Source organism: Chitinophagales bacterium (assembly GCA_020636535.1).
In the GTDB taxonomy this organism is placed as follows: domain Bacteria; phylum Bacteroidota; class Bacteroidia; order Chitinophagales; family JADIYW01; genus JADJSS01.
Genome location: JACJXT010000011.1, coordinates 1,947,387 through 1,960,130 on the forward strand (window position 1 = coordinate 1,947,387; position 12,744 = coordinate 1,960,130).

Consider the following 12,744-nt stretch of genomic DNA (forward strand, 5'->3'; position numbering starts at 1 on the left):
AAAAGATGAATTCTTTAATTAAATTAACCAGTATATTATTTTATTTACTTCTTTCTTTTTCTATTTACGGACAAGACTCATTAGAGTCAAAAAATGAGAATTGGGATTTTATTGAAGAGCAATCATGTTTTGATGATGCTATTATTATTGTATTTAATATGCAAAAACTAGAAGCATATTTTAGAGAATATTCTTATGATAAAAATAATGACTTTATTATTTTACTTGATATTTATGAAAGCCAGCATAATGATTTATATGGAGAGTCAGTTGGGCTGCACTACTCGAGCTATACAAACCTGTGGAATTTTATTTATGAATATGAAGAATGTGATTCTTCTAATTGTTGGATTAAAAATTCATTTTCTCAGAACCAGGAGCAACAAAACTACCTAACAGTTATCTTTCCCATAAATTATTATTATAGTTATAATTATACTGATAATAATGTATTAACTAAAAAAACTAATTATAAAAATGTAACTGTAGAAAAATATAAGCCAATTTATAATAGCAAGTATAGTAATAATAATACTGTACTTGGTGGATACTTATATAGAACTATTGAAACTCAATTTCATGATGGCATAATGCATGGTTCTATAATTAAAGACCCTTTATATAAACTTTATTTAACCGGAATTCATACAGAAAGAATAATAGATCATAATTTTATTCATGATTTTGAAGGATATAGTAAGTATTCTTATCAATTAGGTAATATTAATTTCCATAACAACACTCAATGTCCAAGTACTTTCTTCTTACATTATAACAATGACAATATAAAATATAATATTAAACTCCCAATAATAGAACATCATATTACAAAAAAAATTATGGTATCAACAAATAATCCTATTATTGGTTCTTCTCAGCATGGTTCATTAGGATACTCTATTATAAATAATGATTTATCTATATATTTTGATTATGAAAATCGTAGTAATATGCCATGCAGTTTACAAATAAAAAATAGTTATGGCACTCTTCTATATAAAGATACTTTGTATAATAACTATTTAAATGAAAATGGGTACCCTAAAACACAGGTTATAAAGATAAATATTAAAGATTGGCAGGATGGAGTTTATATCATCACGGCATCTAATCTTAACACACACTTAGTCTCTTCTTTCATAAAAGGTATGATTCCTATGACTTTAGATTCTATTCAACCAAATATAAGCAGTTCAAATACTTACAATACTGAAAAACCAAAGAAAAATGTTAAAACAAAAAATAATACATATACAAGATACTCTACACAACAAATTGAAAGAACAAGTAAAAAATTATCTATATTGATTAACAACTTTAATAAAGCTGATTTTGAGCATAAATTCAATCAAATTCAATCAAACTATTTTAACCAAAATACTCCATGTCAAGATTATTTAGACATAATACTATATGCTTTGGTAAAATTTTGTAAAAAAAGAAAAAAGAAAAATTTTGATGAAAAAATATTAAAACTTTATGAATTATTTGACGATTATGACATACTCGCAAATACAAAAGAGAGCTATCTATATAATAATATTTTACAAAATGCTGAAGCATCACTTAATACTAGCTATTTATTCAAAACTACTGACAGGAACCCTTTTAGTGGTTATTTATCAACAGTTACATTCCCAACTAATAAGTATAATAAAAATACAGAAGTTTTTTGGACGCTAGATTTTCTTATAAATGAGAAAAACACATATAAAAAATATGATGGATATAATGGCTCTTACTTTTATTTTTTTAACTATTCAACAAAAGTTGATAGAGCAGTCTGGCTTAGTGACGGATATAAAAAACCAACAAATAATATAAAATATATTAAAATGGATAATGATTGTCTGATAATTGACTATCCAAAAATTTATCGAGAAAAATTATCAAAAAAGATTCTAGAATATATTCCTAATTTCAATAAATATAATAATCGATGCCAAGATTTAATATTACCTAAATTAGGACTAATGATTGATAATTATGAAAAATTATTTTTGATAAAACCAATCGAATTTTGAAAGGAAAAGAAGTAAAATCAATATTAAAAGATTTTGGACAAAGACTTATTGATAGTATAATTGGAGCTCTAATAGGAGCAACATTTACTTTTTTTTATTCATATTTGAATAAAGAGTATTCTTTTATTGAAAAATACTTGGACTTTAATTTTATACCTTTTTTTTCTCTATCTTTTATAATATACATATCACTATTTTTCCTATTAATGTATCTACTAAATAGTTATAAAATTAAAAAGTGGCTAACTATTTCCTTAGTAACTGTTTCTATTATTTTATCTATTCTATCTTTTATTTATTATAATAATCATTTAATAACATTAAAAGACCCAAATACAAATATAGAACAGAGAATTTTTGCTGGAAACAAATTAACTGAGTTAGGAAAAGCCATTATATTAAATAAAAATCTAAAAAAAAGAGGGAAGAAAAATAAAAAAGAATTACATGAAATTGCTATAGATTACAAGCCAAATGAAATTTGGAATGATATCCCTTCTACTTTCTTGCTATTGATGATACTTATTTCTTCTTCTATAATTACACTTGCCCTCTTAATTCAAGTATCCATTTCAAAAAATAAAATAAAAAATAAGTAATGCACTACTACTTCTCAGTACTCAATACCATTTTTAGTTTGTGCTTAGCTCCTATTTGCATAATGTTTACTAAGTCTTGCACACTCAACGATTTAGCTACTCTAAGTACAACTGTTGGATCACTATTATTTTGTACTGCATTTACAATAGCACTTTCTAATTCATCTGGATTAATTGGTGTATTGTTTAAGTAGTAAGTCAAATCTTCGGTAACCGTTAAACTTACAGGTTGCTTGGCTATTCGTTCTGAGTTTTCTGCTTTTGGCAATAACAACTTAATTATATTTTGATTAGCCATAGTAGAAATAATCAAAAAGAATAACATTAAAAAGAACATAATATCGTTCATTGCCGACATTGCGTCTTCGTCATGAAAAGCTCTTCTTCTTTTTAATTTCATAGCTTAAGCTTTAGCTGGTTTTTTAATCCCTTTAGTAAATTCAAATACTTCTTTTTGTAACCTTAAAGAGTAATTATCAATTCTAGTTAACAATAACTGATAACCCATAAATGCTAAAATACCAATTATCAAACCTGTTCCAGAAGTAATCATTTTCTCGTATAAACCACTAGAAATAGTACCTATAGAAATATCATCTGTTTGAGCAATATTATAAAATATTTTAATTACACCTAATATCGTTCCAACAAAACCTAATCTTGGTGCAACACCAGAAATCAAACTAATATAACCTAATCTTCTTTCCATGTCCATTAGTTCAATATTTGATTGTGTTTCTAATGCTTTTTCTATATGATCTATTGGTTTACCTAATTGCGAAATTCCTGCTTGCAACACATTTCCTAATGCAGAATTACTTTGTATACACAATGATTCTGCTCCTTGTACATTTCCACTATACAGTTTATCTAATACATTATTCACCAAGCCATTATCAATTTTTGCTCTCTTGTTAATGTACATTACTCTTTCAATAATAAAAGCAATGGCAAAGACTGATAATATCAATAAAGGAATCATTACAAAACCTCCTTTCATTAGCAATCCTAAAATAGACATGCTCTCTTGTGGTGCTGCTGGCGTTACTCCACTGGCTGCTTGTGCTGCCGAATCTGCAAATGTTACTGCTTGCAATAATATTCCCATAAAATTTTATTTGTTTAACGATTTTAAATTAAATCTATTTTACAACAAAACTATAAAAAATTATTCCAAATTTTATTACTACATTAGATGGTAATATTTTTTAATAATAAATACACTAAAAATGTTGAAAAATGCTAATTCTTGTTATTTTTTATTGTTAATTCTCTTTTTGTCTTCTAATACATTATTGGCACAGTATATTCCTGAGTTCGATTATAACAAAAATGAAGTAGGTGCTGTCTATCAATTTTCGTTTGTGCATATTACAGATGTTCATATTGGCGAAGGTCAAGGTGATTATGGTACATCTGGTTTTAAAAATGATACAATGCCAAATGGTGATGTTGGCTACTCGGCAGAGCGATTGCGAAAAGCAGTGAATTGGATTAATAACAATTATATTGATAAAAATTTAAAATTTATTATAGTTTCTGGCGATTTAACAGATAGTGGTGAAAAATCGGAGTTTGATAAGTTTAAAGAGATTATGAATGCGTCTCAAATTCCATTTGTACCTACAATTGGCAATCACGATGCTTGGCCTTATGTAAGATTTAAACAAGAATCTCATAAAGCAGATGGCGATAGCATCATCAATAGTATTTTTGAAGACACTTATAACAACTGTGCTACTTTTTTTGACAATTGGGATAATGGTACTAGATTAAATGCTTGGTTAAATCCAGAAACAAATGATAATTCTTATTTGTTTAATTTTTATTTTGAATATAATAATTTTAATTTTTATATGATTGATTTCAATCCAAGATATCATGTTAATAAAAATGAACCAGGCATTGGCCCAGAAGCTCAGCTATATGATTATGATGGCGGAACATTTCAATGGTTAAAAAGTCATTTGGCAAATAACCAACATTTAGCTTCGCATAATACTTTTATTATTTCTCATCAACCACCAAGCACTGATATTGTTATTATGCCTTTTTATACATTAGATGCTACTGAATATGATAAGATGATGAAAATACTATATCCTTATCAATCTAATTTAGCTGTTTGGTTAGCTGGACATATACACAGAGATAAACATTATATGGCATCTACATTAAATGGCTACAATGTAATGGAAGTTTTTGAAACAAGAGCCAATAAAGAATATGAAGATAGTTATTTTAGAATTTATAATGTGTATGGTGTTCCAAATGTTGTAAATGGTATTAAGAACAATCAAAATATAAATTTAAGTATTTATCCAAATCCAAGTATTGGCAGATTTGAAATAGATGCTACACATTTATCTTCAGATTATTTAATTAAAGTAGCAGACGCAAGTGGAAAAACAGTAATGAATAGCAGTTTAAAAGCAGTTCCTTTAACAAATGGCGTTTATCAATTCGATTTTAGTACACTCAACAAAGGTATTTATTTTATGACTTTATATAACGATGATAATATAGAAACTATTCGTTTGGTGGTGCAATAAACTGAATAATATCATCATATTGTAAACTCAACTCATCTTCTTTCTTTTTTACAATTCCGTCTTCTACAAACATAATCATAGGATAAGCTGGACCAACTACTTTTAACCATTTCTCTACACCTTTAAAATAGCAATAAGGTATATCTTCAATTTTAGCTTTCTTGAAAAATGCATCTTGTAATTCGTGTTTTCCATTCAATACCAAATAAAAAGGTATTGCTGGATTTTGTTCATGCATAATATTCACTTTTATAGCTGCTTCTTCGCAATGTGGACACGACAAACTAAAAAAACAAATTATATGCTTGCCTTTAGTTAAATCTATAGTTGGTGGAAATGCTTGGTCTTTGTATAATAAATCCCAATCTAATCGATAATCAACTTTATCATTAGCAAAATTAGAACTATAATTGGTTATTGGATATACTATAAAAGGCAATGCCATTAATATTACAGTAAATAATGGCACAATAAATTTAGCATAGTTATCTAAAAAATAAGTTTTTTTAATATTAAAATAAGAAAAAACTAATAATACAATACACACTATATTCTTAATTAACGCTTGTAATGGTGTCATTTGCACATAAACACCCATGCAACCACAATCGCCTTCATTGCCTTCTTTAATAATTGTAATAGTTAAATAAATAGAAAAAACAATAAGCATTAATAAAGTTGCTTTAATTGTAAATCGTTTTAAAAGTATATGAAAGACTAAAAATATTCCAAGCACTAATTCTAGTCCAATAAATATTCTAGAGATGTAAGAAACAGTATTCCAATTAGCTACTTTAATACTCACTAATTGATATTCAAATGGCTCTATAGGGAAAATTTTAAATGCACCAGATAAAATAAAAATGATACCGACTAGAATTACAATTATACTTACTACATATTTCATAAGAAAAGCAAAAATAAATAAAAAAGGCAACTCTAATAGAGTTGCCTTAGTAAATTAAATAATTAATTTTTAGTCTAATGAACAAGTAACTGTTTCATCAACTAATTTGTAAGTTGATTCAAGAGTATTACATGCATCTTCTTGATCACTTTTTTTCTCATCTCCCATTGAGAAAGCTTGTTCTCCATAAGTGTCTCCTGTACAAGTACAAGTTCTTTCTTTCTTACATGCAGTTGAACCGAATGCAAAAGTAGCTACCATAGCTAAAATCATTAATTTTTTCATAATTACATTTTTTTTTATGTTCCGCTAATATAGACACTATTATCTAATATAAAAATGGAATATTGCGAATAATAAACACTTAACAATTATTTAACAATTGACTTTACTAATAACAATATTGAAAAAATATTTTTTTATAACCTTATATTCCGTTAATTTTGTACAAAAAATAATCAATGAGCATACCACAGTTTAGTCAGTTAGAAGGAACAGAAAAAGCATTACTATTTAATACACCTGCAATAATTACATTATTAGTTGGTGGTGTTGATGACAATTTAGATGAAAAAGAAATTGCTGCTGCACACAAAACAATTATCATAAAAAGTAATGAGGGCGATATTATTCTTAATGAATACTTTGATTTTGTTGAAAACAACTTTGATGAAGTGCTAATTGCATTATTAAATCAATATAGTGGTTTACAAGCTGATGTTAGAACTGATGTTTTAGTAGAAATGTTAAGTAAATTAAATGATATTCTACCACAAATAGATGCACTATATGCTAAAGCATTACTTAAAGTTTGGAAAAGTATTGCTAAAGAAGTAGCTAATGCTTCTGGTGGTTTTTTAGGTATGATGAGTAGTACTTATGACGAAAAACATTTAGCAGAATTAGGTATGATTACATATAAAGTATAATGTCAAACGACATACAACATATTAATCAAGATAGTAGTAAAAAACTGCCAGTTCAACTACAACAGCTAGAAAAATTGGTTAATTTAATGGATAATGCCTTTACTATTCCAGGAACTAAATACAAAATAGGTTTAGATCCAATCATTAATCTAATTCCTGGATTAGGTTGGGTAGTCGATTTCTTTATTTCTTTTTATTTGTTTTTGGCGATGTATAAAAACGGTTCTGCTCAAAAGAATATCGTTTTTAAAATGTTTTCTAATATTATATTAGATAGCTTAGTTGGAGCAATTCCTATCATAGGTACAGTCTTCGATTTTGCATTTAAAGCCAATAGAAGAAATTACAAATTAGCCATAGAACATTTTGAAGATGGGAAACACAGTGGTAGTATTTGGATAATTCTAATACCAATGTTAGTATTTTTATTCCTTTTCTTTGCAGCTATGTTGTATTTTATATTTTATCTTTTTAAAACACTGAATCAAATAACGATATAGCAAGATATTTAAGCCATTTGCTTATATTTGCACAACATTATATGGTATGAGTGAAGTTAGTAACGGTATTCATTTTTCAGAACACATTGTATCACAAATAGATACCATCAAAAAAAGATATCCTGAAGGAAAACAAAAGTCTGCATTATTACCAGTTTTACACTTGGTACAAGCAGAATATGATGGCTGGTTAAGTGTTCCTTTAATGGATAAAGTTGCTGAAGCATTAAATATTCTACCAATAGAAGTATACGAAGTAGCATCATTCTATACCATGTTTAATTTAGAACCAGTTGGAAAATACTTAATAGAAGTTTGTCAAACTAGTTCTTGTTGGATGTGTGGTGCAGAAGACATTGTTGCTTATTTAGAAGAAAAACACGGCATTAAAGTAAATGAAATTACTGAAGATGGTCTATTTTCATTAAAACTAGTAGAATGTTTAGGTTCTTGTGGCACAGCACCAATGTTTCAAATAGGTGCAACTTACTACGAAAATCTAACTTTTGAAAAAATAGACCAGATAATTGCTAATTGCAGAGCTGAAAATAAAAGAAGTAGATACTTATAACATGAGTAAAAAGTTATTGCTAACATACGATCATATAGACAACCTACAACAAATTGAGGTCTATAAAAAGCATGAAGGATATTCAGTTCTAGAAAACACTTTAAAATGTAATTCTCCAGAAGATGTTGTAGTAGAAGTAAAGAAATCTGGATTGCGTGGTCGTGGTGGTGCAGGTTTTCCTACTGGCTTAAAATGGAGTTTCTTAGCAAAACCAGAAGGCGTGCCTAGACATTTGGTATGCAATGCAGATGAGTCTGAACCTGGTACTTTTAAAGATAGATATTTAATGGAACGAAATCCACACCTTTTAATAGAAGGCATGATTTTGTCGAGTTACGCTTTAGGTGCTAATACTTCTTATATCTATGTTCGTGGAGAATATTACTACATCATCAAAATATTAGAAACAGCTATTGAAGAAGCATATAAAGCTGGTTACTTAGGTAAAAATATTAACAATTCTGGCTACGATTTAGATTTATTTGTTCAACCTGGTGGTGGTGCATATATCTGTGGTGAAGAAACAGCTTTGTTAGAATCTTTAGAAGGAAAAAGAGGCAATCCTAGAATTAAACCACCTTTTCCTGCAGTTGCTGGAGCTTGGGGACGACCTACTGTGGTAAACAATGTAGAAACTATAGCTGCTGTTGTACCAATTATGAAAATTGGTGGCGATGCTTATGCAAATATTGGACTAGGAAAAAGTACTGGTACTAAATTAATTTCTGCATCTGGACATATAAATAAACCTGGTGTGTACGAAATTGAAATGGGAATTACTGTAGAAGAATTTATTTATAGTGATGCTTATTGTGGTGGCATTAGAAACGGAAAAAAACTAAAAGCTGTAGTTGCTGGTGGTTCTTCTGTACCTATTTTACCAGCACATTTAATACTAACAACAGCTAAAGGCGAAAAAAGACTAATGACTTATGAATCTTTGGCAGATGGTGGTTTTGAAAGCGGTACGATGTTAGGTTCTGGTGGATTTATTGTAATGGATGAAGATACTTCTGTAGTTAAAAACTTATTTACTTTTGCACGATTTTATCATCATGAGAGTTGTGGACAATGTTCTCCTTGTAGAGAAGGTACTGCTTGGATGGAAAAGATTTTACATCGTTTTATAAATGGAACAGCTGAATTAAAAGATATAGAATTATTGTGGGATATTCAGAAAAATATAGAAGGTAAAACTATATGTCCATTAGGTGATGCAGCAGCATGGCCAGTTGCAAGTGCTATTCGACATTTTAGGTCAGAATTTGAAGCATATGTCAACAATCCAGCATCAATCAATAAAGTAAAACATTATTATAGATTAAATAATTTGGTTTATTAAATATTCTTTTTAATACGCTCTTACATTTTTACCTTCCATGTAGTTGATAAATGCTTTGATTGCTACTTTATTGCCACCAGCTGTTGGATAATTTCCTGTAAAATACCAATCGCCAGTATGGTTTGGACATGCTTGATGTAAGTTTGATATTGATTGATAGATTACTTTTATATCTGAAAAAATATGATTTGGTTTTACTATGTCTGCTATCTTATCTGAAATTTGTTGTGGTGTGTATGGTTCGTAAATTTCTTTTACTATGTTTTTCATTTCATTGGTAGGCAATAGCAATTCTTCTTTACATCGTTGATAAATTGCTTTTAATTCTTGTTCTTTTCCTGCTGATTTCCATAGTTCAATTGCTGCATTAAATGCTACAAACGAGCCCATTTTACTCATATCAATTCCGTAGCAATCTGGATAACGAATTTGTGGTGCAGACGATACTACAATTATTTTTTTAGGTTGTAATCTATCGAGCATTGTTAAGATACTTTCTTTAAGTGTAGTACCTCTTACAATTGAATCATCAATAACAACTAATGTATCTATATTATTATTTACAATGCCATAGGTTACATCATATACATGATGTACTAAATCGTTTCTAGAAGTGTCATCAGTAATAAAAGTTCTAAGTTTAGCATCTTTCACTGCAATTTTATCAATTCTTGGTTGAATATTCAAATTGTTTTTCAATTCATCAATTGATATTTTTCCGTATTCGAATAATTCTAATTGATGTTGTTGATGCTGTCTGTTGACTGCTTCAATCATACCTAAAAAAGCTACTTCAGCTGTATTTGGTATATATGAAAAAACAGTATCTTTTATATTGTAATCTACTTCTTTTAAAATTTCAGGTACTAATAATTTACCTAATTTTTTTCTTTCTTGATAAATTTCGGCATCGCTTCCTCTAGAAAAATAAATGCGTTCAAAAGAGCACGATTTTTTTTCTTTTGGTGCTATGATTTCAACTTCGCCAACGCTACCATCTTTCTTAATAATTAAAGCATTGCCTGGTTGTAACTCTACTACTTTAGAACGATGCACATTAAATGCAGTTTGAATAGCTGGTTTTTCTGATGCAACGACTACAATTTCATCATCTTTATAATAATACGCAGGACGAATGCCATTTGGATCTCGTAGTACAAAAGCATCGCCATGACCTAACATTCCTGCCATTGCATAACCTCCATCAAAATCTTCGGCAGCATTTCTAAGAATCTTTTTAAGATTTAAGCGTTTAGAGATTTCTAGTGTAATAGCTTCGTTATCTAAATTTTCTTTTTTGAGTTGCTTAAATAATTTTTGATTGGCTGCATCTACAAAATGACCAATTTTTTCTAAGATAGTCATAGTATCTGATTGCTCTCTTGGAAACTGACCTAATTTCACCAATACTTCAAACAATTCATCTACATTGGTCAAATTAAAATTTCCTGCTACAATTAAAGTTCTAGTTTTCCAATTGTTGGCTCTAATTCTTGGATGACAATTGGATTTATCATTACCACCATGAGTTCCATAACGCAAATGACCTAGCAACAACTCGCCCATAAAACTAAAGTTGTTTTTTACATAGTCAAGGTCTTTTATTTTTTCCTTTTCTTGTGGTGATAAATCGTGGAATTGACTAAATATTTTATCGAATATAGATTGTATCGCTTGTTTTTCGGTGCTTCGTTCTCTATCGAAATATGCTTTTCCTGGAGCAGTATCAAATTTTATAGTAGCCAAACCAGCACCATCTTGTCCACGATTGTGCTGTTTTTCCATTAGCAGATACATTTTGCTCAATCCGTAGTGAATATCGCCGTACTTTTCTTTGTAAAAACTTAGTGGTTTTAATAATCTGATTAATGCAATTCCGCATTCATGTTTAATGAGTTCGCTCATTGATTTTAGCTATGCTCAAAGATACAAATCGTTATTAGAAATACAAGTTTAATTTTATGTCAAAAAAAGGTTGATTGGTGAGAGATCCATGAATAAGTGGAATTTACGCAGCGTCTCTTTCAGAAGATTCTGCTCTGAAGTGAATGCAAAAATATAATTTGTTACACAGAGTCCTGCTACGCTTTTTACTTACGCATAGAGACTCTGCTAGGAAAAAAATCGTTATTAGAAATACAAGTTTAATTTTATGTCAAAAAAAGGTTGATTGGTGAGACATCGATTAATAAGTGGAATTTACGCAGCGTCTCTTTCAGAAGATTCTGCTCTGAAGTGAATGCAAAAATATAATTTGTTACACAGAGTCCTGCTACGCTTTTTACTTACGCATAGAGACTCTGCTAGGAAAAAAATCGTTATTAGAAATACAAGTTTAATTTTATGTCAAAAAAAGGTTGATTGGTGAGACATCGATTAATAAGTGGAATTTACGCAGCGTCTCTTTCAGAAGACTCTGCTCTGAAAAAATAGTAATTGGTTATTAATCATTGGTTCCAAAACCTGTTTGTATTTTATAGCTGCTTAAGTTTTTTGTAGTTGTTTTTTTGCTTAATTCTAAAACAGTCATATTATAAGTGTCGCCAGTTTTGCTATCTTTTCCATCCATTTCTAAAACAGCTCCGCTAACATTACTTTTAATATTTTTACATTGCGATTGAAATGCTTTTCCTAATCCACTAAATATATTAAAGAAATTAATTGATGCATCGTTTGTAATCCAAATATTGCCTTCAAATTTGTCTTCTTTATCTGTAGACACTATATGATATTCTTCGCATTTGTAACCTGCAATCATTTTTGTATTTCCTGTTTTAGTAATTTTTACTTCTGGTTGTTCTGTTGTTTGTTGATTATTTGATTTTGATGCAAACTGTTGCATTAAATCGTCCATTGCTGTAGTACTTATTGCATATCCTTCTTTTTTAGCTTCATCAATAGTAATCATCGATTGATTTTTATTATCCATGATGATGTTCATATTTTCTGTACCTTTTTCTTGAGCTTTCATCATCGTAGCATTTTCTGCTGAATACAACTCCATAGTAGTAGTTGATGTTTTATTTTTATGTGTAGTAGTTGTTTTTATTTTAGTATATAAATTAAAAGAATAAGATTTATCATACTTTACATTTTGCTGACTTTGTTGCATTTGTTGTACCCAAGTACTATATTGATTCATGGTTTCGTCTTCTGTTTTATTTTCTGAATCATCATCATTTTGTTGCTGATTAGATTGACTTTTAGTCATTTTATCTTTTAGCTTTTGTCCAAAGTTTCCGAACTGTGCAGAAGCAATACTGCTTGTTAATACTAAAGTAATTAGTAATAGATTTAATTTTTTCATAGTTGTTGTTTTG

Annotated in this window: 13 protein-coding genes; 7 read left to right on the top strand and 6 right to left on the bottom strand. The window is 28.9% G+C overall.

Annotated features, from left to right (window positions below):
• The first annotated feature begins 5 nt into the window (after positions 1 to 5).
• Together H6553_08985 and H6553_08990 are read left to right on the top strand one after the other, a co-directional pair.
• Positions 6 to 2,024 carry a hypothetical protein gene (locus H6553_08985; GenBank protein ID MCB9033958.1) on the top strand — a complete coding sequence of 673 codons (2,019 nt, stop codon included), beginning with the start codon at positions 6 to 8 and terminating at the stop codon, positions 2,022 to 2,024.
• A complete protein-coding gene (locus tag H6553_08990) occupies positions 2,021 to 2,623 on the top strand; it encodes a hypothetical protein (protein ID MCB9033959.1) in 603 nt (200 codons plus the stop codon). The genes H6553_08985 and H6553_08990 overlap by 4 nt, the downstream gene beginning before the upstream one ends.
• A 7-nt stretch (positions 2,624 to 2,630) precedes the next feature.
• On the opposite strand, the gene H6553_08995 is transcribed toward H6553_08990, so the two are convergent.
• Positions 2,631 to 3,023 carry a biopolymer transporter ExbD gene (locus H6553_08995; protein MCB9033960.1) on the bottom strand — a complete coding sequence of 131 codons (393 nt, stop codon included), beginning with the start codon at positions 3,021 to 3,023 and terminating at the stop codon, positions 2,631 to 2,633.
• A 3-nt stretch (positions 3,024 to 3,026) separates the two neighbouring features.
• Positions 3,027 to 3,731 (bottom strand): MotA/TolQ/ExbB proton channel family protein, encoded by a 705-nt coding sequence (locus H6553_09000; GenBank protein MCB9033961.1) that lies wholly within the window; start codon positions 3,729 to 3,731, stop codon positions 3,027 to 3,029.
• A gap of 169 nt (positions 3,732 to 3,900) precedes the next feature.
• Between H6553_09000 and H6553_09005 the strand changes: the two genes are divergently transcribed.
• On the top strand, positions 3,901 to 5,175 hold the full coding sequence (locus H6553_09005; GenBank protein ID MCB9033962.1) for a metallophosphoesterase: 1,275 nt from the start codon (positions 3,901 to 3,903) through the stop codon (positions 5,173 to 5,175).
• Here H6553_09005 and H6553_09010 read toward each other — a convergent pair.
• Together H6553_09010 and H6553_09015 are read right to left on the bottom strand one after the other, a co-directional pair.
• Positions 5,153 to 6,082, bottom strand: coding sequence for a hypothetical protein (locus H6553_09010; protein MCB9033963.1), 930 nt, complete (start codon positions 6,080 to 6,082; stop codon positions 5,153 to 5,155). The genes H6553_09005 and H6553_09010 overlap by 23 nt on opposite strands.
• Before the next feature lie 69 nt (positions 6,083 to 6,151).
• Entirely contained in the window at positions 6,152 to 6,367 is a 216-nt protein-coding gene (locus H6553_09015) for a hypothetical protein (protein ID MCB9033964.1), read from the bottom strand.
• Positions 6,368 to 6,543: 176 nt separating this feature from the next.
• On the opposite strand from H6553_09015, the gene H6553_09020 reads away from it, so the two are divergent.
• Genes H6553_09020 through nuoF form a run of 4 tightly spaced genes read left to right on the top strand, consistent with a single transcriptional unit; the run spans position 6,544 to position 9,424 of the window.
• The gene (locus H6553_09020; GenBank protein ID MCB9033965.1) at positions 6,544 to 7,011 is read left to right on the top strand and encodes a hypothetical protein; all 468 of its coding nucleotides are present in this window, start codon (positions 6,544 to 6,546) and stop codon (positions 7,009 to 7,011) included.
• A complete protein-coding gene (locus H6553_09025; GenBank protein MCB9033966.1) occupies positions 7,011 to 7,511 on the top strand; it encodes a DUF4112 domain-containing protein in 501 nt (166 codons plus the stop codon). The genes H6553_09020 and H6553_09025 overlap by 1 nt, the downstream gene beginning before the upstream one ends.
• Before the next feature lie 46 nt (positions 7,512 to 7,557).
• Positions 7,558 to 8,082, top strand: coding sequence for an NAD(P)H-dependent oxidoreductase subunit E (locus H6553_09030; protein MCB9033967.1), 525 nt, complete (start codon positions 7,558 to 7,560; stop codon positions 8,080 to 8,082).
• Position 8,083: 1 nt separating this feature from the next.
• Positions 8,084 to 9,424 carry an NADH-quinone oxidoreductase subunit NuoF gene (gene nuoF / locus H6553_09035; GenBank protein ID MCB9033968.1) on the top strand — a complete coding sequence of 447 codons (1,341 nt, stop codon included), beginning with the start codon at positions 8,084 to 8,086 and terminating at the stop codon, positions 9,422 to 9,424.
• A 9-nt stretch (positions 9,425 to 9,433) separates the two neighbouring features.
• On the opposite strand, the gene H6553_09040 is transcribed toward nuoF, so the two are convergent.
• Both H6553_09040 and H6553_09045 read right to left on the bottom strand, forming a co-directional pair.
• A complete protein-coding gene (locus H6553_09040; protein MCB9033969.1) occupies positions 9,434 to 11,329 on the bottom strand; it encodes an amidophosphoribosyltransferase in 1,896 nt (631 codons plus the stop codon).
• Positions 11,330 to 11,867: 538 nt separating this feature from the next.
• Entirely contained in the window at positions 11,868 to 12,731 is an 864-nt protein-coding gene (locus tag H6553_09045) for a hypothetical protein (protein MCB9033970.1), read from the bottom strand.
• Positions 12,732 to 12,744: the final 13 nt, after the last annotated feature.